The organism is Nostoc sp. CALU 1950, assembly GCF_051172895.1.
Classification (GTDB): Bacteria; Cyanobacteriota; Cyanobacteriia; order Cyanobacteriales; family Nostocaceae; genus Nostoc; species Nostoc edaphicum_A.
Genome location: NZ_JBDNJQ010000007.1, coordinates 61,929 through 85,099 on the forward strand (window position 1 = coordinate 61,929; position 23,171 = coordinate 85,099).

At 44.6% G+C, this 23,171-nt stretch carries 12 protein-coding genes and 3 pseudogenes; 10 read left to right on the plus strand and 5 right to left on the minus strand.

The window, feature by feature from the left end; all coding sequences use genetic code 11:
- The first annotated feature begins 84 nt into the window (after positions 1–84).
- The 7 genes from ABF638_RS03735 to ABF638_RS03765 all read left to right on the plus strand — a co-directional run bounded on the left by ABF638_RS03735 (position 85) and on the right by ABF638_RS03765 (position 16,349).
- Positions 85–2,556 (plus strand): filamentous hemagglutinin N-terminal domain-containing protein, encoded by a 2,472-nt coding sequence (locus ABF638_RS03735; protein ID WP_435020391.1) that lies wholly within the window; start codon positions 85–87, stop codon positions 2,554–2,556.
- Between the two features lie 318 nt (positions 2,557–2,874).
- Positions 2,875–5,301 carry a filamentous hemagglutinin N-terminal domain-containing protein gene (locus ABF638_RS03740; RefSeq protein WP_435020445.1) on the plus strand — a complete coding sequence of 809 codons (2,427 nt, stop codon included), beginning with the start codon at positions 2,875–2,877 and terminating at the stop codon, positions 5,299–5,301.
- Positions 5,302–5,427: 126 nt separating this feature from the next.
- Positions 5,428–8,202: a filamentous hemagglutinin N-terminal domain-containing protein gene (locus ABF638_RS03745; protein ID WP_435020393.1), complete on the plus strand. Its 2,775-nt coding sequence runs from the start codon at positions 5,428–5,430 to the stop codon at positions 8,200–8,202.
- An 86-nt stretch (positions 8,203–8,288) separates the two neighbouring features.
- Entirely contained in the window at positions 8,289–10,955 is a 2,667-nt protein-coding gene (locus ABF638_RS03750) for a CHAT domain-containing protein (RefSeq protein WP_435020395.1), read from the plus strand.
- 190 nt (positions 10,956–11,145) lie between these two features.
- Positions 11,146–12,066, plus strand: coding sequence for a DUF928 domain-containing protein (locus tag ABF638_RS03755; protein WP_435020397.1), 921 nt, complete (start codon positions 11,146–11,148; stop codon positions 12,064–12,066).
- A 153-nt stretch (positions 12,067–12,219) separates the two neighbouring features.
- Positions 12,220–15,051: a CHASE2 domain-containing protein gene (locus ABF638_RS03760; RefSeq protein WP_435020399.1), complete on the plus strand. Its 2,832-nt coding sequence runs from the start codon at positions 12,220–12,222 to the stop codon at positions 15,049–15,051.
- Positions 15,048–16,349, plus strand: coding sequence for a hybrid sensor histidine kinase/response regulator (locus ABF638_RS03765; protein ID WP_435020401.1), 1,302 nt, complete (start codon positions 15,048–15,050; stop codon positions 16,347–16,349). The genes ABF638_RS03760 and ABF638_RS03765 overlap by 4 nt, the downstream gene beginning before the upstream one ends.
- A gap of 108 nt (positions 16,350–16,457) precedes the next feature.
- Here ABF638_RS03765 and rpsU read toward each other — a convergent pair whose 3' ends face one another.
- Both rpsU and ABF638_RS03775 read right to left on the minus strand, forming a co-directional pair.
- A complete protein-coding gene (gene rpsU / locus ABF638_RS03770; RefSeq protein ID WP_069073774.1) occupies positions 16,458–16,649 on the minus strand; it encodes a 30S ribosomal protein S21 in 192 nt (63 codons plus the stop codon).
- 215 nt (positions 16,650–16,864) lie between these two features.
- A complete protein-coding gene (locus ABF638_RS03775; RefSeq protein WP_069073773.1) occupies positions 16,865–17,185 on the minus strand; it encodes an RNA recognition motif domain-containing protein in 321 nt (106 codons plus the stop codon).
- A gap of 347 nt (positions 17,186–17,532) precedes the next feature.
- Between ABF638_RS03775 and ABF638_RS03780 the strand changes: the two genes are divergently transcribed.
- Together ABF638_RS03780 and ABF638_RS03785 are read left to right on the plus strand one after the other, a co-directional pair.
- On the plus strand, positions 17,533–18,927 hold the full coding sequence (locus tag ABF638_RS03780; RefSeq protein WP_435020404.1) for a TldD/PmbA family protein: 1,395 nt from the start codon (positions 17,533–17,535) through the stop codon (positions 18,925–18,927).
- A gap of 224 nt (positions 18,928–19,151) precedes the next feature.
- Complete coding sequence (locus ABF638_RS03785) at positions 19,152–19,817, plus strand: pentapeptide repeat-containing protein (RefSeq protein WP_435020406.1); 666 nt, start codon at positions 19,152–19,154, stop codon at positions 19,815–19,817.
- A gap of 185 nt (positions 19,818–20,002) precedes the next feature.
- On the opposite strand, the gene ABF638_RS03790 is transcribed toward ABF638_RS03785, so the two are convergent.
- The 3 genes and pseudogenes from ABF638_RS03790 to ABF638_RS03800 form a co-directional block, all read right to left on the minus strand.
- On the minus strand, positions 20,003–21,622 hold the full coding sequence (locus tag ABF638_RS03790; RefSeq protein ID WP_435020408.1) for a tetratricopeptide repeat protein: 1,620 nt from the start codon (positions 21,620–21,622) through the stop codon (positions 20,003–20,005).
- Between the two features lie 292 nt (positions 21,623–21,914).
- A pseudogene (locus ABF638_RS03795) lies at positions 21,915–22,013 on the minus strand (IS5/IS1182 family transposase); the annotation flags it as partial.
- Between the two features lie 75 nt (positions 22,014–22,088).
- Positions 22,089–22,205 (minus strand): annotated as a pseudogene (locus tag ABF638_RS03800) (transposase); the annotation flags it as partial.
- 199 nt (positions 22,206–22,404) lie between these two features.
- On the opposite strand from ABF638_RS03800, the pseudogene ABF638_RS03805 reads away from it, so the two are divergent.
- A pseudogene (locus ABF638_RS03805) lies at positions 22,405–22,665 on the plus strand (DinB/UmuC family translesion DNA polymerase); the annotation flags it as partial.
- Between the last annotated feature and the right edge of the window lie 506 nt (positions 22,666–23,171).

The following is a 23,171-nucleotide window of genomic DNA, read 5'->3' on the forward strand; positions in this document are numbered from 1 at the left end:
GATAACTACTAAAACGTTGATGCTGTTCAAACGCAATGCCATTTAGGGAATTCTATTTATATAAGTATTAATGGGAACCGAGCGATGAAAGCACCATCTGTTTGCTGGGGTTTGATCAATGTAATGCTGACAGGTGGAATGTTCCTTTGGTGTGGCTCTGTGAGTGCCCAGATAACTCCTGATGGCACCCTCAATACTACTGTCTCCCAAAGCGGTAATAACTTTACCATTACTAACGGTAGTGCCGCCAACAGTAACCTATTTCACAGTTTCCAGCAGTTTTCGGTTCCCACTGGCGGTTCAGCTACCTTTGATTTAGTGAACACGCCCAATATTTCTACCATCTTCAGCCGTGTTACTGGCGGTAATATCTCTAATATCGATGGCTTGATTCAGACAATTAACAGCAACAACTTCGTTAGTCTGTTTTTGATCAACCCTAGTGGGATAATCTTTGGAGCCAATGCCCAACTAAACATCGGGGGTTCGTTTATTGGTACAACTGCCAACAGTATTAAATTTGCTGATGGCGCTGAGTTTAGCACAATCAATTCTCAATCTACCCCGTTGTTGAGCATCAATGTTCCTATTGGGTTGCAATTGGGCAGCAATCCCGCACCCATCAACATTCAAGGCACAGGACACTCTTTAATTAATCGTAGTGGACTGGCTCTGGTTCCCCCGATTCAGATTGCCAGTTCTACAAAACTGCGGATACAGCCGGGAAACACGCTAGCTTTGCTAGGTGGCGACCTAAATTTAAATGGGGCAAACCTGAGCGCTGAAAGAGGGCGAGTTGAATTGGGTAGTTTAAGCGGTGCAGGATTGGTAAACCTGATACCAACCGCACAGGGCTATACACTGGGATATGGAAATGTACAAAGCTTTGGTGATATTCAATTGGCACAGCGATCGCTATTAGATATCAGCGGTGTGAATGCAGGTTCCGTTCAAATTCAGGGTAGGCAAATTCAATTCACCGATGGCTCTCTGGTGCTGGCACAAAATTTTGGCAATCTCCCCGGTGGTGACATTCAACTTCAGGCTACAGAGTCCATTAATCTGATTGCCAAAACAGCTGATGGCACAATTCGGAGCGGAGTGCGTAGTGATGCTTTGGGTATGGGAGCTAGTGGGAATATCAGCGTTATTACTCCCAGCCTCACTATCAAGTCGGGAGCGGGGTTGAATAGCACAACTCTTGGAGCAGCTCCCAGTGGCAATATTCACATTGATGCGATCGCTATTGAATTGTCTGGCTTTTCACCCACTAATCCTACTGACGTTACCACAATTAACACTACTACACTAGGCATTGGAAATGCTGGTGATGTTTTCGTCAATGGTAATAGTCTACTAGTATCAAGTGGTGCCTCACTATCTTCGGCTACCTTTGGCAGTGGTTCTAGCGGTAAAGTGACAATTCGTAACACCAATACCACGGTGATCGGAGAAAGCCCATCTGGACTTTACAGCAACATTAGCTCAACTACATTTGCAACAGGAAGTGCCAAAACCTTGACCCTAGATATTGCCAAATTGCAAATTTTGGATGGAGGAGCAGTTGCCACCACCGCATTTTTTGCAGGTAATGGGGGAGATTTGAGCATCAACGCTACCGAATCAATCACAATCAGCGGTCAAGGTCGAACAAATAATAGCAGCATTAACGCCTCTACCATCCGACCCGATCCGTTATTGCGGAAACGATTTGGTCTACCGGATAGATTAACAGCGAATGCCGGCACTGTCAGCATTACCACACCAATCCTAAGATTGACAGATAGGGGGACAGTCAGTGTCACCAGTCAAGGCAGTGGAAATGGTGGCAATATAAACATCAGTGCAGACACCATCCAATTAAAGAATCAAGGGTTTATCCAGGCACAAACAGAATCTGGGAATGGTGGTAATATTGCATTGTCCGCCAGAAGCCTGTTACTTCTGCGGAATAATAGCCTGATTACCTCAACAGCTGGCGGCTCAGGGAATGGGGGTAATATCAGCATCAATGCACCCATCATCGCCGGATTAGAAAATAGTGATATTGTCGCCAATGCAGTTGTAGGTAACGGTGGTAACATCCAAATCACCACCCAAGGCATATTTGGCTTACAATTCCGTCCTCAACTCAGCCCAGAAAACGACATCACCGCCAGTTCGCAATTTGGCGTAAGTGGCACTGTTCAAGTTAATACTATCGGTGTTGATCCAAATTCCGGCTTAGTTAAATTACCAGAAAATGTCACCGATCCATCGCAGCAAATTACTACAGATTGTGCCGGCAGCGAAGGCAGTCGGTTTGTGGCAACGGGGCGGGGTGGTGTGCCCCAAAATCCCAGTCAGGAAGTGAGGAGCAATCGCACTTGGTCTGACATCCGCAATATCTCTGCATACCGCAAAACGGGTGATTTAAATGCCCAAATTCCAGCCTCATCGAAGGTTCTCACCGAAGCCACAACTTGGCATCGCAACGCAAAGGGTAACGTTGAGTTAATTGCAGCTCAACCAGCCAACTTACAACCATCTTTAACCTGTGCCGCGGTATCAAACTAATGGTCTGTCCCATTAGTTCTGAAGGGTTATAAAAGTTTGTAGTAAGGACTTTAGTCCTGTATTTTTAAGCACTTAAGTGCTTACTACAAACCCTGCAAAATTAATGGGACAGACCAGTAATCAGTCCCGATGCTGGAAATGGTAAATTCAAATTATTTTGATTCTAAGCAATAGTTGTTCTCAACGCGACTATTTCGGGAATCTTAAAACTATCAGTTAAAAGTAAGTATTTATGCCATGAGAGCGATGCCTAACGACAAGCCGCAAAGCGTCTACGCTTTTCTATCTGCACTCACAACAGGATTTTTAACTTCCGGGATGGTATTACCTGCGATACTCCTTTGGAGTGGCGACGCCAATGCTCAAGTGATATCCGATAGTACTACCAATAGTATTGTCAACCAAAGCGGTAATAATTTTACTATTCTTAACGGTACTGAAAAAGGTGATAATTTATTTCACAGTTTCAGTAATTTTTCGGTACCCACTGGTGGTTCCGCTAGCTTTGATTTAGTCAATACACCAAATATTACAACTATATTTAGTCGAGTTACGGGTGGAAGTGTTTCCAATATTGATGGCTTAATTCGGACTCTTAATAGCAGCAACCCCGTTAGTCTGTTTTTGCTCAATCCCAGCGGAATTGTATTTGGGCCAAATTCCAGCCTAAATATTAGCGGTTCATTTGTTGGTACAACTGCCGACAGCGTAGTATTTGCGGACGGGTTGAAGTTTAATGCCACCAATGCCACCAATGCCACACCACCCTTATTAACTATGAGCGTACCTGTTGGCTTACAATTTGGCAGCAATCCGGGAGCTATTACAGTCCAAGGGTCAGGGCACAATGCCCAATTAGGCGACTCGCTTCAGGTTTCTGGACTGAACATCGGCACAAGAGGATTACAGTTGCAACCTGGAAAAACGCTAGCATTGCTGGGTGGGAATGTTGCCTTAGATGGAGGGTTGCTCTCCGCACCAGGAGGACTAATAGAACTGGGTAGCATCACTAACGGAAGCGTTGCCCTCAATTCCATCCCTCAAGGATTTGCACTAAGTTATCCCAATGCTTCGAGTTTTGGCGATATTCAGATCAACCAACGAGCTTTAGCATCCACACGCGATCTCAGTAATGAAAGTGGAGGAGCAATCCAAATTCAGGGGAAACAGGTCAGTATCCGAGATGGTTCGCTGATATTAGTGCAAAATCGCAGCAACCAAACTGCTGGCAATATTGCAATCAATGCTACTCAGTCCCTCCAGATCATCGGCAAGTCTCCTGATTTTAAGAGTTCCAGCAGTTTAGTTAATGAAACTATATCCTCCGGCGCGGCAGGGAATATTATCATCACCACCCCACAATTGAATATTGATCAAGGTGGGTATATCTTCAACCGTACTTTTAACACAGGGCTGGGTGGCAACATTGCACTCAATACTGGTGAAATGCGGGTCAACGGTTTTGCATTTGGCGACCCTTCTCCTTTTCGAGCAGTCAGCCAGATATTAGCCGCTTCCTATGGGACTGGGAAAGGTGGAAATGTTGCCATCTCCACTCAAAACCTGTCTATTTTAGCTGGCGGCAATATAGCAGCTAGACCCTACGCTTCAGGCAATGGCGGCGATGTCACCGTGAAGGCAGATACGATTCAGGTGACAAATGAAGGAGCGCCAAACGGTCTTTATTTTAGTCTGTTGTCTACTGCCACATTCGGCTCTGGTAACGCAGGGGATTTGAAAATCGATACCCGCACCCTGTCGATTCAAGCTGGCGGCAGAGTGTCTGCTTCTAGCATAGTTTTAGGAAATGCGGGTTCACTGACTATCAATGCGTCTGAATCGATTGATGTCAATGGTGTAAAAGATGCACAAAATCCCAGCTATATTGGTACGGCGGTTCGTCCTGTTTTTCGAGTTTCTAGGGCTAATTCCGGTAGTACCACGATTAACACCCCAGTTCTTAACATCAGTAATGGTGCAACGGTTTTTGTCCAGAATCTTGGCTCCGGTAACGCTAGTACCCTGAAGATTAATGCCAACACCCTACGACTCGACAATGGGGCAAGCATTTCAGCATCCACAAAAGCAGGCGAAGGTGGTAATATTAATTTCCAACTGCGGGATCTACTACTGATGCGTCATGGCAGTTTCATTAATGCAGAAGCTGGTGGCAGCGGTAATGGCGGCAATATTACGATCAATGCTCCGATCATTGTGGGTTTAGAAAACAGTGACATTATTGCCAATGCATTTCAAGGAAGGGGTGGCAATATTCAAATTGCAACTCAGGGGATTATCGGACTAAAGTTCCGTCCCGAACTTACTCCCGAAAATGACATCACCGCCAGTTCGCAATTTGGCGTAAGTGGCACTGTTCAAGTTAATACTATCGGTGTTGATCCAAATTCGGGTTTATTCCAGCTACCAGTCAATGTCACTGATACATCGCAGCAAATTGCTACAGGTTGTGCTGGCAGTGAAGGCAGTAGGTTTGTGGCAACGGGACGGGGTGGTGTGCCGCAAAATCCTAATCAGGAAGCGAGGAGCAATCGCACTTGGTCTGACATCCGCAATATCTCTGCATACCGCAAAACGGGTGATTTAAATGCCCAAATTCCAGCATCACCGCAGGTTCTCATCGAAGCCACAACTTGGCATCGCAACGCAAAGGGCAAAGTTGAGTTAATTGCGGCTCAACCAGCCAACTTACAACCATCTTTAACCTGTGCTGCGATGTCAAACTAATCAGTCCCGATGCTGGAAATGGTAAATTCAGATTGTTTTGATTCTAAGCAATAGTTGTTCTCAACGCGACTATTCCGGGAATCTTAAGACTATCAGTTAAAAGTAAGTATTTATGCCATGAGAGCGATGCCTAACGACAAGCCGCAAAGCGTCTACGCTTTTCTATCTGCACTCACAACAGAATTTTTGGCTTCCGGGATGGTATTACCTGCGATACTCCTTTGGAGTGGCTACGCAAATGCTCAAGTCATATCCGATAGTACTACCAATAGTATTATCAATCAAAACGGTAATAATTTTACTATTCTTAATGGTATTGAAAAAGGTGATAATTTATTTCATAGTTTCAGTAATTTTTCGATACCCACTGGTGGTTCCGCTAGCTTTGATTTAGTCAATACACCAAATATTACAACTATATTTAGTCGAGTTACGGGTGGAAGTGTTTCCAATATTGATGGCTTAATTCGGACTCTTAATAGCAGCAACCCTGTTAGTTTATTTCTGCTCAACCCCAGTGGAATTGTATTTGGGCGCAATTCCAGGCTAAATATTGGCGGTTCATTCGTTGGTACAACTGCCGACAGCGTAGTATTTGCCGATGGGTTTAAGTTTAATGCAAACTATGCCACACCACCTCCCTTATTAACTATGAGCGTACCTGTTGGGCTGCAACTCGGAGCTAATGCCGGAACAATTCGCACCCAAGGAACGCCAGCACTCAATTTCCTTTTTCGCCCCTCGCAAATATTCAAGGCTCAAACTGTGGCTTTGGTGGGTGGTGAAATCGACATCAATCAGACTAGTCTTGCTAATCCAGACGGAAGATTTGAATTATGGGCATTGCGGAATGCTGAAGTTGGGTTGAATAATCAAACCGGATTGCAACTAACTAGCCCGATTTCTGCTGATTGGGGAACAATTGCACTACGCCAATCCTCGCTCATTGATACTAGTGGGATTAATGGCGGAGCAATCAACATTCGGGGGCGGGGTTTGACGCTTGCCGATGGTTCAGGAATTAGTTCTGCTACTGGTAATTTTGGACAAGGGCAGGGTATCACCGTCAAAACCACAGAATTTGTAGATTTGTTGGGAGTCTCTGCTCCACAGAATTATGACACCCCTGGATTATTCACTAATGTATCGGGAACTGGGGCAAAAGCAGGAGACATTACCATCGAAACTGAACGTTTACGGATTCTGAATGGAGCTTGGTTGCAGTCCATTAATAATGGCTTTGCCTTTGACTTTTCGACTTTTCAGTCAACCCCAATCAACGATACTAGTACTGGAAATATTACTGTTCGTGCTAAAGATGTGGAAGTGAACGGATACAACCCATTTCCTTCGCCTTTTACTGGTATTGCTAATTTCCGACCTAGCGCTATTACTACTTTGGTAAATGGTGGTAACAGTAATAATAGTGGCAGTATCACCATTGATGCAGATCGAGTTCATCTGCTCAACGGAGGTCGCATCAGTACAAATATCATTGGCTTTAACTTCCCTGGTTTTGAGTTCATGACTACTGGCAATGCAGGGAACATCTCGATCCGAGCTGCTGAGAGTCTCGAAATTAAGGGGGTCACACCTTCTGGATTGACTGGTGCTGTCATCAGTGGAATTCAACCTTTTGCAGAAGGTTCAGGCGGCAATATCACTATCGACACTGGACATTTGCAAGTAGCAGATGGTGGGGCTATATCTAGTGCGTTATCAGGTACTGGCAAAGCTGGAAATATCGAGATTCATGCAAAAGATGTAGAGGTTAGCGACCCAGTGATCGATAGTTTTAGCCAGACAGTTAGTGGCATTACTGTTGCAGTGGGTAAGAATGCAGTTGGTCAGGGTGGAAATATCAACCTGCAAGCTGAACGCCTGCGTGTTTTCAACGGTGGACAGATCACCTCATCCAGTTTGGGCCAAGGATCTGCTGGCAGTGTTAATTTACAGGTTAATAATATTGACGTGCAGGGCATCTCTCAACCTTTAGCTGATGGTCGGATACTGCCCAGTACTATTACCGCATCCTCAGCAAATGCCTTTACTGCTCGATCAGTGAATATCACGGCTGATAGCTTGCGTGTCCGTGATGGGGCAGAAATCACCGTCAGCAATTCTGGAACAGGGGATGCGGGTAATCTCAATATCAACGCCCGTAATATCTTCTTGGATAATGGAGCAAACCTGCGGGCCGAAGTGAATGGAGGTAGCCGTGGTAACATCCGTCTTCAAGCAAGTGATTTTCTCTTGCTGCGGCGTGGCAGTAGCATTATCACTAATGCCCGTGGTGTTTCTACAGGAGGCAACATTGAAATTAGTGCGGGGTCTATTGTTGCTGTCCCAAAAGAAAACAGCGATATTTCGGCTAATGCTGTACTCGGACAAGGTGGCAGCATCCAAATTACCACTCAAGGTATCTTCGGATTGCAATTTCGCGACCAACTCACACCAGATAGTGACATCACCGCCAGTTCTCAATTTGGAGTGAGTGGTACTGTTCAAGTTAATACTATCGGCGTTGATCCAAATTCCGGCTTAGTTGAACTACCAGCAAATGTCACCGATCCATCCCAGCAAATTGCTACAGGTTGCGCGGGCAATGAAGGCAGTCGGTTTGTGGCAACGGGGCGGGGTGGTGTGCCGCAAAATCCCAATCAGGAAGTAACGAGCGATGTCTACGACGGGCTACGCCTACGCACTTGGGATGATGTGCGAGATTTGTCTGCGTACCGGGAAAGCGGGGGAGTCACGGCACAAATACACACTGCTCCAGAAGTTCTCGTCCCAGCTACTTCCTGGCATCTCAACGCCCAAGGGAAAATCGAGTTAATTGCAGATAAATCTTCTACTCAGGTGCAACAAACATTAAGTTGTGCTGCGGTTCCTAAGAGTTAATTTACCCAGGAATTTTGTAACCAAGCTCATCAAGATTAAAGTAGTATAATAGACAATCTATCAGAGAAAACTATCGGTAATTACTTATGAGTTTTCCAATTAAACAACGTCGTTGGCTATATATCAGCCTAAGTATTTTGAGCTTGTGTTTGGCAGTGACCATTACACCTGCTAGAGCATCTCTGCAAGTACCAACAACTTCTACCCTGAATGTGTCTGCATCCACTTCCCAACCCATCAATTGGCTAGAACAGGGACGAAATCTCTACCATTCAGGACGCTTTGCGGAAGCTGTTACAGTTTGGCAAACGGCAGCACAACAGTATCATACCCAAGGCGATCGCCTGAACGAAGCTCTAAGCTTGAGTTACCTTTCACTGGCACAACAGGAACTTAATCAATGGGAAGCAGCCCAACAGTCTATTGAGAAAAGTCTGAAACTATTGCAAACCTCTATTCCCTCTGCTGATGCGATTCTTTGGGCACAAGCACTCAATACCCAAGCAAATTTGCAATTACATACTGGCAAAGCCGAAATTGCGATCGCCAGTTGGCAACAAGCTCAAAAATATTATGACCAAGCAGGCGACACAATGGGAAGCCTGGGCAGTCAAATCAACCAGGCACAAGCTTTACAAAGTTTAGGATTTTATCGGCGTTCTAAACAACAATTGGAGGCGCTGACTGAAAAACTCCAAGAGATGCCAGATAATGAAATCAAAGTTAGCGGATTGCGATCGCTTGGTTTAGCCTTGCAAATAATTGGCGACTCTAGTAAAAGTCAACAGGTTTTAGAGCAAAGTTTAGCGATCGCTCGCCAAATTTCAGCCCAACCCCAGTTAAGTTCTATTCTGATCAGCCTGGGCCAAACTGCCGTTGACTTGGAAGATCCAGAAACAGGATTAGATTACTTTGAGCAGGCTCAACTCTTAGCCACCAATCCAAGCGATCAGTTGCAAGCGCGTTTAGCTCAGTTTAAACTTTTCCTCAATTACGACAAACCGGAGTTTGCTAACCCACTCGCACCTCAACTACTCCAACAACTCCGAGAACTACCCCCCAGTCATACATCTCTCTACGCAGCAATCAATTTTGTTTCCACCGTCAATCATCACCAGTCAAATTCTGACGAAATTCTACCACTCAAAGATTTGGCGCAACTGATGGCAGTCACAGTCAAGTCTGCACAGCAAATCCAAGATACTCAAGCAGAAGCTTATGCATTGCATCAGTGGGGAAAACTCTATCGTCGTACACAGCAGATATCACAAGCACAGGAGTTAACTCAGAAATCCCTCAACATTGCCCGTCAACTCCAAGCTAACGATATCATTGCTCAATCGGCTTGGCAGGTGGGACAGTTATATAAACAACAAGGCGATCGCGATAAAGCAATTACTGCCTATACAGAAGCAGTCAATGCATTAAAGGCACTGCGGGGGGATTTGGTTGCTATCAACCCTGATGTCCAGTTCTCTTTTCGCACCAGTGTGGAGCCTGTTTACCGGGAGCTGGTTGATTTACTTCTAGAGAGTGAAAAAGCAGGGGAGCAGGGAGCAGGGAGCAGGGAGAATAAAGAGGAATTGGGGCAAGAGTACAAACCCAAGGCATTCGCCTCTGCACCCCGCTCCCCTGCCTCTGATCAACCCAGTCAAGCAGCACTGATGCAAGCTCGTGAATTGATTGAGGCACTCCAAATTGCCGAACTCGATAACTTTTTTCGGGAAGCCTGTTTAGATAGAACTCAACAGATTGATCAAGTTGATCCCACTGCAACTGTCGTTTATCCAATTATTCTGCCAGATCGTTTAACAGTAATCCTCTCGAAAGCAGGGCAACCACTACGTTCCTATGTCATTCACAAATCTCAAGCTGAAATTGAGCAAACTCTGGAAAACTTTTTGGTTACTCTTAACCCTGTTTCGGATTCCAAAGATCGGGATCGATTATCCCAACAGATTTATGATTGGTTGATTCGTCCAGCAGAGGTGGATCAAGCATTCATTGATACTAAGACATTGGTGTTTGTTTTGGATGGTCGGTTGCGAAATATTCCTATAGCAGCTCTTTTTGACGGTAAGCAATATCTGATCGAGAAGTATGCTGTAGCGCTCTCACCAGGATTGCAATTGATGGCTACGCGATCAAACCACATCAGTGCGATCGTGGGTGGTATCAGCCAATCCCGCGCTGGTTTTAGTGCTTTGCCCGCTGTGGAATCAGAAGTGAAACAAATTTCCAAGGCGATGTCCTCCTCTCTGTTGCTGAACCAGGAATTCACCAGTCAAGCCCTTGCTGAACGGGTAAAATCGAGTAGCGCAGGTATTGTCCACCTAGCAACCCACGGACAGTTTAGCTCCCGCCTCGAAGATACCTTCTTGCTCACTTGGGATGGACAAGTCAATGTTAAAGAGTTATCTGAACTCTTGAAAAATCGGGGTAGCGATCCATCGAAAGCCATAGAGTTGCTGGTATTAAGTGCCTGCGATACAGCCGCTGGAGACGATCGCGCCGTCTTGGGATTGGCGGGATTGGCTGTCAAATCCGGCGCTCGCTCAACTATTGCCACCCTATGGCCCGTCAAAGATCGGGCAGCTGCAATGCTGATGACTCGTTTTTATGACCAACTGCGACAACCTAAAATAACTAAAGCCGAAGCACTAAGACAAGCACAAATTAACTTAATTCGCCAAACTGATTTCCACGATCCGTTCTTTTGGTCTGGCTTTGTTTTGATCGGCAACTGGATTTAGCTAAGTAATAACACGGCTTATGAAGTAACTTAATTATGCTGTTTTTTTACACTTTTTTAGCAGTCATCGCTTATACTGATGGTAGAAGTTACCTAACTTGACTGTTACTTAGACTTATTCTCTAAGCTTCTGTCCATAGTCGAAGGAAACGTATTTTGCATCACGTTGCAATTAAATGAGGTCAAACATTATGAAACGTCGATATTTAGCTAGTACATTGAGCGTCATCGCTCTGATCACTAGCAGTGCATGGACTACTGCCCATGCAGTATCCTTTACCCCGCCCACCAACAATGGTGCGCCCAGACAAGCAACAGGAGGAGCTTCTAGAGGTAGCATCTTTACACCTGCTGCCGGGAAAGGTGCGCCTAGACAAGCAACAGGAGGAGCGTCTCGCGGCAAGCTCTTTACACCTAGTGCCGGGAAAGGCGCGCCCAGACAAGCAACCGGAGGAGCTTCTCGTGGCAAGCTCTTTACACCTGTCGCCGGAAAAGGCGCTCCCCAACAAGCAAGTGGGGGTGCTTCTCGCGTTGGTACTTACTACTTGAATCCATCAACTGTAAGGACAACAGAACCAGCAGCACTAATCGCCCTCTTGCCCCAAAGCTTCTATGGCACAACAGTGTCTGAACGTCCCACAATTCTGGTGTATCTCCCGTCTTCCAATGCCCAAGAAGCCTTGTTCAGCCTCAAGGATGAAGCTGGCAATATGCAACATCAGATGAATATTCCAGTTGCGGGAAAAACTGGGATAATCGCGATCAAATTACCAGCGAATGCGCCCGCTTTAGCTGTTGGTAAAAACTATCAATGGTTCCTAGCGCTCAAAGTAGATGGACAACTCAGCCCCAGTACGCCTTATGTCGATGGTTGGGTTCAGCGTATCCAGCCCAATGCTGAGTTGGTAACAGCAATGCAAGAAAAAGATGCTCTGAAACAGGCTACAGCTTTGGGCAAAAACGGTGTTTGGTATGACTGTGTAGCAACACTTGCAGCGACATACACAGCCCAACCTAACAATGCAACTCTCCGCAAACAATGGGAAGAACTTCTGTCTTCAGTGAGTTTGAAGGAGATTGTAACAGCGAGCTTATTGGCATCTAACAACTAATGCCAATTTGGGTATTGGGCATGGGGTATGGGGCATTGAAAAGAGGCAGAGGGGGAAACTTTTCTCCCTTGCTCCCTTGCTTCTTCCCCAGTCTCCAGTCCCCAGTCCCCAATCCCCAATCCCCAATCCCCATCCCCCTTGTATGGCACAAATATGTGGCGCAGATTCCAGGCTTTAATCCAACGCACTCGTAGCGTTTTGATTATTACTCCCAGCGTTGCTTTAACGGTTATGGTTGGGCAATCTTTGGGACTTTTCAATTTACCGGAATGGAAAATCCGCGACGAATGGGTTCGTCAGCGTTCTTCACAGGCGATGCCTATGGCGGGCTACGCCTACGCTGATGAAATTGTGATTGTTACAATTGATGAGCGCGATATCCAATCGGTACGTAAATGGCCAGTTCCAGACTGGGCGCTGGCAAGATTACTAGAAAAAATTCGGGCGCAACAACCCCGCGCCATTGGACTGGATCTCTATCGAGATTTACCGGAAGGAAGCGGACACGATCAACTTGTTCAAGTCTTTGGCAACACTCCCAATTTAATCGGAGTTGAGAAAATTACTGGTGAACGAGTCAATCCCCCACCGGAATTGAAAAAAAAGGATCAGGTAGGATTAGCAGATTTAGTGTTGGATGGCGATCGCTTTGTGCGTCGTGCGCTCCTGACAGCTGAAGATGCCAAAGAGCAAAACACCATTAAAGCCGGACTGGCAACCCTTGTAGCCCTGAAGTACCTCGAAGCTGAAGGCATTAGCTTAGAAAGCATTGACCCCCAAAAACAAAAGTTCCAGTTGGGCAAGGAAATTTACCTGCCACTGCAAAATCAAGAAGCAGGTTACACCGATGCCGATTTAGGAGGCTACCAAATTCTGCTCAATTGGCATGGTTCAGAAGCAGCATTTCGTACAGTTGCGATGCGCGATGTGTTAGCAGGGAAAATTCCAGCAAATTTGATGCGCGATCGCATGGTATTTATTGGTTCAGTTGCCTCCAGTACCAATGATTTCTTCAGCACACCCTTCTCTTCCTGGATATCTGCTCAAAAACCGACTCCAGGTGTCGTTATTCATGCCAATATTGCTCATCAACTAGTACGAGGGGCAAAAGCAGGAAAAGCCAGCCTACATGGCGTTTCTGGCACTTTCTTGTCGCTGTGGATTGTTTTGTGGTCTGTTGCTGGTTCTACTGGTAGTTGGTTGTTATCCAATAGCAAGCTGCGAATTCCCGGTGGCAAAATTCTTTGGGCAACTGTAGGCATCAGTGGAACCTGTGTATGGGGTGGCTATGGGATGTTTTTGCATGGTGTTTTAATTCCGGTAACACCTGCCTTAGCTGCGTTTATCGGTAGTGTGATTGCCACAACAAATGCCTATAAACAGCGGAAGTTAGAAGAAACAAATCGCCAACTAGAAATTGCCAACAGTCAACTCTTGGATTATTCCAAAACCCTGGAGACAAAAGTCGAAGAACGCACTCATGAATTGGTTGAGGCAAAGCAAGCTGCTGATGCTGCCAATCAGGCCAAGAGTGAATTTCTCGCCAACATGAGCCACGAACTACGTACACCTCTCAATGGCATCCTTGGTTTTGCCCAAGTACTAGAAGGATCGCCAAATATGACGGCTAAAAACCTCGAAGGAGTCAGCATCATCTACCAATGCGGATCGCACCTCCTAATGCTGATTAATGACATTCTCGATCTCTCGAAGATAGAAGCGAGGAAATTGGATTTGGTTGTCACCAGTGTTCATCTGCCTAATTTCTTACATGGTGTGACTGAGATTTGTGGTATCCGTGCTGAACAGAAAGGGATTGGATTTAACGTATTAATTAGCGATCGCCTACCACTTGCCATTGAAGTCGATGAAAAACGCCTACGGCAAGTGTTGATTAACTTGCTGGGCAACGCGATCAAATTTACAGATAGCGGTAGCGTAACGTTCAAGGTAGAGGTGCTGGGGAGCAGAGAAGCAGAGGAGCAGAGGGGCAGAGGGGTAGAGGGGCAGAGGGGTAATTTTTCACCAATCACCAACCCCCAATCCCCAACAATCAAGATTCGTTTTCAGATTGAAGACACGGGTATTGGGATGTCACCAGACCAACTGGAAAAAATCTTTTTGCCCTTTGAGCAAGTGGGTAAAGCAGGGCAGCGATCTGAAGGTACTGGCTTGGGATTGGCCATTAGCCAAAGAATTGCGGCATTGATGGGGAGCGGAATTCAGGTGCAGAGTCACCTAGGTGAAGGAAGTTTATTTTGGCTAGATTTGACGGTATCAGTGCCAATCACTCATGACTGGCATGGAGGAGCAATCGCCCCAACTACCCAGAAAATTACCGGAATTCGGGGTAGTGCGCCTCAGATTCTCATTGTTGATGACGATCGCAACCACTGTTCTATGTTGACCAGTTTGTTGCAAGAAATTGGTTGTCGAACCTTAGAAGCGAGCGATGGCAAAAATGGGCTACAGATGGCAACTGAACACAATCCAGATGTGATTCTGCTCGATTTAGCCATGCCCAATATGGATGGTTTTGAGCTAATGGTTCACTTGCAAGGAAATCCACAAACCCGCTCTATTCCCATTATTGTCTCTAGTGCCAGTGTCTTTGAAGAAAATCGCCAGCGGAGTTTAGAGGCAGGGGCAACAGCATTCCTGCCCAAACCCCTCCAGATTGACGAACTACTTAATAGACTGCGATCGCTGTTGGGAGTGGAGTGGATGTATGCCAAATCTTCGTATCAGCAGTCGTCTCCCAAAGCTGAATGGGTTCTACCATCCCAGGATGTTTTGCAACAACTCTATCATCTGGCAATGATGGGAGATATCTCAGCGATCGAGGGAATGTTAGAGGAGCTGGTTGAGCACAACAGTCAGTTAGCTCCTTTCGCGGCAGAGTTAAACAAACTCACTGCCAATTTCCAAACCGGAAAAATCCGTAAGTTCCTCAAATCATTTGTCACAACGGAGTTACATCCATGATCGCTGTTTCTGTCTCGAAACCCATACATATTTTGTTGGTGGATGACAATCCAAACAATCTCAAGGTACTATCTGAAGCGATTCAGGGGTGTGGCTGGAAAGCCCTCATGGCAACAGATGGGGAGTCAGCGATCGAACAAACAGAATATGCCCGTCCCGATCTGATTCTTTTAGATGTGATGATGGCAGGTATTGATGGATTTGAAACTTGTCGCAGGCTGAAAACCAATCCCATCACTCAGAATATTCCGGTGATTTTCATGACTGCCCTGGCTGATTCTACAGATAAGGTGACAGGATTGGAAATTGGTGCAGTTGACTACATTACCAAACCCTTTCAACAGGAAGAAGTCATTGCCCGTTTAAAATTACACCTAAAAATTTCCCATCTCACCCGGACATTAGAAGAACGTGTGCAAAACCGCACCGCAGAATTAACTCAATCTCTAGAGCAGTTACAACAAACCCAACTACAAATGATCCAGAGTGAGAAAATGTCCACTCTCGGACAGATGGTTGCAGGTATTGGTCATGAGATTAATAATCCGGTTGGTTTTATTGGCGGAAACATATCTTATATCGAGGAATATGTCAATAATTTGCTTCGCCTGGTGAGCCTCCAACAGCAGAAGCTAGCGCAGCTAGACCCGGAAATTCAAGAGCTTGTTGAAGAAATCGATTTGGAGTATCTGACAGAGGATCTGCCGAAGCTACTATCATCAATGCGCCAGGGAATTACCCGTCTTAAAGATATCAGCCTTTCTCTGAGAACTTTTACTCGCACAGATATTTCATCTCAGGTGGAGTTTCAGATTCACCAAGGAATCGATAGCACCTTAATGCTGTTGAAACATCGACTCAAAGGCAATGGCGATCGCCCTAAAATCCAAGTTGTAACACAATACGGTGAATTACCTGCAATTAGTTGCTATCCCGGACAACTGAACCAGGTGTTCATGAATATCATCGCCAATGCCGTTGATGCATTTGATGAACTCGATCAAAATTACTCCGATCAAAATATTACTGCTTATCCGAACACCATCACCATCACCACATCAGTTGATTCTCAGCAACAAACCGTCACAATTTGCATCCAAGATAACGGCCCCGGTATGCTTGCTGAGGTGCAAGCTAGAATTTTTGAGCAATCTTTCACAACCAAGGCTGTGGGTAAGGGAACCGGGCTAGGATTAGCTATTAGCCACCAAATTATTGTTGAAAAACACAATGGACAAGTGAAATGCTTGTCAATCCCCGGTGAGGGGACAAAGTTTATTATTACTCTGCCCATTTGACCGAAACAGAAAAATACCCTTTAGATTCTTATTTAGGATTATAGCGATCGCCTCTGGGACAATTAAGAATCTAAATGAGAAGTGCGTCAGTGTAGGTATGGCTAATTCTCAATTCCGACGGAAATTTCTCTTGCGTTGTTTGTGCCTTGCGACTTCCTTGCGCTTGTGTTTTTCCAAAGGCGTTTCAAAGTGACGATTCTTTCTCATATCTGGAAAAATACCAGCTTTGGAAACTTCCCTCTTAAATCGACGCAAGGCTGACTCAATTCCTTCATTTTCGCCCACAAATACTTGGGTCATTTTTATCTCCTACTTAATTGATACTAGGCACTTTTAACAGGAAAGGCACTTTTCCTCCTGCCTCCTACCTCCTGACTTCTGCCTTCTCCCAAGGGGAGACGCTAAAAGCGATCTGCCTTCTGCCTCCTTCATGCCATCCAGTAGACCGGAGCGCAAAAAGGGCAGATAATAATTCTGCCCTTAAGACGTTAAAACTTAATTTTTGATCTTAAAGTTTAGTAGCGATTTCTGTTATATCCGCCGCCACCACCACTGTTGCCTCGGTTTCCACCACCAAAGGAACCGCCTCTATCTTCTTTTGGTTTAGCCTTATTTACTTTGAGATCGCGTCCCATCCACTCAGCACCATCAAGAGCATCAATGGCAGCTGTTTCTTCAGCTTCTGTGCCCATCTCTACAAAAGCAAAGCCGCGTGGACGTCCTGTTTCACGGTCAGTAGGCAACTGAACCCGTTTTACAGTACCGTGTTCGGCGAAAACAGAATTGAGGTCTTCTTGTGTGACCTCGTAGGATAGATTACCTACATAAATTGACATGCGTTATCTCCAAAATCATAGGTGTGTAGAGATTTAGATTTCGGAGACAAGCTTGTTAAGACCAAAAGGGAAAAGCCTGTCAATACTAAAAACAAACACTGTAACCGAATTTTATTCTCACTTGATTACCTTAGCACATCATTCAGTTCTTACCCACCGTAAAAAAGGAAGTACTAAGAGTTCAGAGGGCTACGGGCGGGATTGGGCATGGGGCATGGGGCATTGGGCATGGGGATTAGGAAGAATTTAGTCCCTAATCTCCAGTCCCGAATCCCCTCAATATAATTAGCAGAAATTCCCCAAATAATTGCAAAATAAATGCAGTTCGTCATTGTTACTACCTGGAAATGCCGACTACACTTGCTGACGCCCAAAATTTACTTTCTGACCTGATCGCCCGCTATTCACAGCGTGTAGATTATCTGATGATTCGCCTTGAAGAAGCAGAAGGGACTGATATCTTGTTGCGTGGCGACAAGGTAGAAACTCTCAGTGAAGGCATCTCCATTGGTGGACATATTCGCGCTTGTTATAAAGGTGGATGGGGTTTGAGCTGCTTTAACGAGCTAGCGACAATTAAGGATCGTATTGAAGAAGCGATCGCAGCTGCGCGGTTGGTTGGTGATGAAGAAACTTTACTTGCACCCATTGACCCGGTGCAAGCAGTATGCATTCTCCCACTAAAAGGTACTGATCCTCGCAAAATCCCCCTCTCGAAGAAAAAACAATTGTGCGATCGCTATGGCCAATTGCTCAAAAGCGTTGATGACCGGGTTACCACTACCTCGGTACGCTATGGAGATAGCGCCCAAAAAGTGATCATAGCTACCTCAGAAGGCACTTTGATCGAGCAATCTTGGGTGGATATGGAAATGCGCTTTGCCGCCACCGCCAGAAATGGCGAAACCGTACAAACTGGACGGGAAACTACTGGCTCTCGCAAAGCTTACGAAGATTTAACTGATTTGGATGAACAGGTAAAAAGTGCAGCTCAAAGAGCGATCGCCGCTTTATCTCTACCATCGGTGAAAGGTAATACTTACACCGTAGTCATTGACCCAATTCTCACGGGTTTATTTGTCCACGAAGCCTTCGGACATCTTTCTGAAGCTGATATGGCTTACGAAAACCCCGATCTCCTGGAAGTTATGACCATTGGACGGCGGTTTGGCCCAGACGAACTCCAAATTTTTGATGGTGCGGCTCCAGAGGGACATCGCGGCAGCTATTTTTATGACGATGAAGGTACACCTGCTACTACAACTCAACTAATTAAAGATGGAGTTTTAGTTGGACGTTTACATTCTCGTGAAACCGCTGGCAAATTGGAGGAAGCACCCACGGGGAACGCACGTTGTCTCAACTATCACTTTACTCCCATTGTGCGGATGACAAATACCTGGATTGAACGGGGTAAAACACCAGTCGAAGACTTATTCACCGATATCAAAGAAGGAGTTTATGCTCGTAATTGGTTGGGTGGGATGACGAATGGAGAAATGTTCACCTTTAGTGCTGGGGAAGCGTGGATGATTAGGAACGGCAAAATTGCTGAACCTGTGCGGGACGTGACGCTTTCGGGAAATGTATTCCAAACTTTAGCGGATATTGAGGCACTTGGTGATGATTTTTACTGGGATGAATCCGGCGGTTGTGGAAAGGGAGGGCAAAACGGCTTGTCAGTGGGTTGTGGTGGCCCTAGTCTCCGAATTCGAGATGTAGTGGTTGGCGGGGAAACGTGAACTATCCACCGCGATACTGAAAATACTACGTATCGCGGTGGACTTACGGTTGACCCAATGACCAATGACTACTTAATCAATTTGCTAGTCAAAAAGCGACGTTACGCACATAGGTTTTAATATCCTCTAATTTTGCACTAATGCTGAAGTTTTTAAATGCCTCAACATCCCCCCCAAGTATGAAAAAAACTCACAACTCTAGGTAGTAGCGCCAGTAGTTGAAGATGGCTAACCTAGATAGAGGTATTAGACATTCACTCTGGCTTAATTCACTACATCAATCCTCCGTGGCGCGTGCTGGGGATTTACTGCCTGTCTGGATAGCCTTAATTAAACGTTCCTTAGCACAGCGACAGAATATGAAAGCAGATCAACTCCTGAAAAACTATGCCGCAGGTGTCAGAGATTTTACTGGTGTCAACTTGAGCGAGGCAAACTTAAGGGAAGCGAATCTCAGTGGCGTAATTTTAGATAGAGCAATTTTAGATGGAGCTAATCTGAGTCACGCTAATTTAGCCCACGCTAGTTTGATTGAGACGGACTTAAATGGAGCAGATTTGAGCAATGCTAACCTCAGTGGTAGCAATTTGAGCGGAGCTATCTTGGATGGAGCTATCTTGGATGGAGCAGCAATGGAAGGAGCTAATTTGAGTCAGGCTAATTTGACGGTTGCTAAACTGATTGACACTAACTTGAGTGAGGCGGATTTGCAGGAAGCAAGCTTGATAGCTGCAAATCTAGATGGAGCTGATTTGAGTGGTGCAGACTTAACTGTAGCCGACTTATCCCAGGCTAATCTCACTCAAGCAGATTTGAACCAGACAAATTTGAGCGGAACAAATTTGGAGGGAGCCAATACAGAAGGAACAATCTTAGATGAGAATGTGTAACATTTCTCACTGCTAAATCGCATTACCAACAATAGCGGCGAGACATAATACCAATTCTGTATGAAGATGCATAGAAAGAACCCCACCGCCTGTGGCACCTCCCCGATGCTTTGGGGAGGTTGGGAGGGGTCAAAATAATGTGCGGCTTCACAGAGAATTGGTATAAGTGGTATTTAGGCAATTGTCTAGAAGTTTAAAATATCTAATGATTCTTCGATTTCTAAATCTACGATTCTTTCTCGTGTATCTTTGAGTGCTTCTAGCTTACCTTCTTTACGATATATATCTGCTGCTTTTTGAAAGTCTTCAATTGCTCCCTGTTTATCTGTGATTGCTAAACGAATATTGCCACGATTGTAATAAGCGTCAGCATAATTTGAATTAATCTGGATTGCCTGAGTATAATCTTCAATTGCTTTCTCAAAATCTCCTAAATCTGAACGAGCATTACCACGGTTATAAAAAGCATCGGCATAATTAGGATTCATCTGAATTGCTTGAGTATAATCTTCAATTGCTCCCTCAAAATCTCCTAAATCTGAACGAGCATTACCACGTTTTTTATAAGCTATGGCATCTTGAGGATTAATCTTGATCGCTTGAGGAAATCCCGGTTGAGATCCTAATAAATAACGAGCAATTCCACGGTTTTTATAAGCATCAGCATAATGGGGGTTAATTTTAATGGCTTGGGTATAATCCTCAATTGCTCCTTGGTTATCTCCTACATGAGAACGAGCTTCAGCCCGATTTTTATAGGCTACGGCAACATTAGGATTAATTCTAATAGCTTGGGTATAATCATTAATTGCTTCTTCTAATCGACCCAATTGATATAGGGCTAAACCTCGTTTGTTGTAAGATTTTGCATCATGAATATTTATCTGGATTGCCTGAGAATAATCTGCGATCGCAGCTTCATAATCTCCTATTTGATAGTGTGATAAACCTCTTTTGTAATATAAATTAAAATCAGTAAAATTAGCTTTCAAAACTTCATTGTAATTGGTAATTGCGTTCGTATACTCTCCTTTTTCAAAACATTCATCACCTAATTTTGCATAAAGTATATTTAAATCTTCATCACGATATTCAGGTTGGAAAGAAGATTTTATTAAATGATTATTAGTTGGTTTAGATAGAATTTCCTGTTTCGGAAGATATTTATAAATTGGTGGTTGTTGCCTAGAATAATTATTTATAGAAGATTGTAACTGTTCTAAATAGCACCATAAACCACCACCATATAGTAATTGTTCTATTCCAAAGGAAATTTTACCAGTTTTCAACTTAATCATCCGGGTTGGGAGAAAGCCAGCCAAAAAAAGGTGATACTCAGATTGTGCTTCACTCACATCCTCTTGAATCAAAATGCAAACTACAACTGCATTTTTTTCGACCTCTTCAGAACTAATTGACCATCTTACTCTGTCAATTCGACCATGACGAGATTTAACCTCAATACCAATAGATGGGTCAGAAGTCAAGGTAAAATCTATATTGCCATCACCGCCGAATCGCTTTTCATAATCGACTTCGGTAATAAAATCAGCTAAACGTTCTTTGACAACTTCCTCACCCAACTTACCTTTGAGATAACTAATAAAAACATCACGGACTGGTAAAACACGCTTATATTTCTCAGCCATCAGCCAGCAAAATTCCCGTAATGCCCTTAACCTTTCTCCAGAGATCACAGTTAATTCACTATATTGACCTTCTGTTTCACAATGAAGCAGAGAACCAGATGTTAACCTTTTAATAAAATCAGACTGTAGCGATCGCAGTAGTGTAATCCAGTCCATTTATATTTCTGCGAATCTTTTGATGAGATTATTCTATTAAAATATCCATTCGGCGTAAACCTTTTAATTACCTTGCAGGATTTACATCAGTTTTAAAGGTGCAACTATGTCTGATTATGCCAGAGTTTGAGGAGATGGGAGAGTGCGATCGCTGGGAATAATACATGAAATATTAATTAGCTAACCACCAAGATCGCAAATGACCCCAAATCACAACCCCAAGCTAAAGCCTCTCACCGACTCCATTAGCCTCTCCTCGCAAGCGAGGAGAGGGTTAGGGCGTGTTTTCAAACTATAACCACAACAAAATGCAGGCGATCGTAATCATAGCTGTATAATTGGCTGCAAGTTTATCATATCGGGTGGCGATGCGGCGAAATTGTTTGAGTCTGACGTAATGTATTTCCCAATCAAGTTTTCCTTGTTCATCGGCGAGCGCTTGCAGGTGTTCTAAGATTTGCTGCCAAATTCCCGCCTTTTGCCAACGATAAAACCGCGTTGCAATACTCTCCCACTTTCCATAACGTTCTGGGAGGTCTCGCCACGCTGCTCCTGTTCTCAGTATCCAGAGAATGCCATTCACAACCCTACGATAGCGTAGCGTTAGCGAGGAACGAGCGTCTGGTCATGATTAGGCTTGCCCGTTCGCGGTTTTTCTGATGGTAGTAACGATTTTAACCTCTCCCACTGCTCGTTACTTAAGTCTCCTCGGTTGATCATGACTAGACAGCGATCGCCTTTTTTTATAGGATATACGAGTTTGAAAACACGCCCTAGAGCAGCACGAAACGCGAGGCCGCACATTAACTCTGAAAGTCAAGTTCTCCGATTATCGCCAGTTAACCCGCAGTAAGACAATGCTTGCTCCCATCAGTGAACTATCTACGATTTTTGAGATAGCCAAAGCGCTGTTTGAGTCGATTTCACTGGAAAACCGCAGTGTTAGGTTGTTAGGAATTGCATTGTCCAATCTGAAAAATGCGAAACAGACACAAGTCATGCAACTGCCATTGTTTGAATATGTGGAAAGTGGCAATTGTTAAAAGTTATTTGTTGAGTTGAAGAAAACACTGTATTTTAAATGAAGTAATTTGTAAATCCTAATAAAAATGGAAAAAGTCATGCTGATTACAGGTAGTAGTCGTGGCATTGGTGCTGCAATGGCTTATCTTGCTGCCGAGCAGGGTTATGTTATCTGTATTAATTACCTTCATAATAGACATCTCCAAAATAGTATATTTTGTGGTAAAAGAACATCATGAGAAGTTTTTTAACTAGATGAAGGTATTCGCGTGAATGCTGTAGTTACGTTACGCTATCGAAAGACGCACTTTAGTTATGAGATAACCTGTAACCAATCAAGAGCGCCTTTTATATCATGCCCGGCTGATTAGTTATAATTTCCGCCTCTGTGCAAAAACCTGAAAATTCTTTCTCCCCCTGCTCCCTGCTCCCTGCCCCCTTGCAGTCTTAATGATAAGTCTTTAACCGGACACGATATTACAGGGGGGTTTGGGCGAATTGAAATTAAACAATCACGAAATCGGCA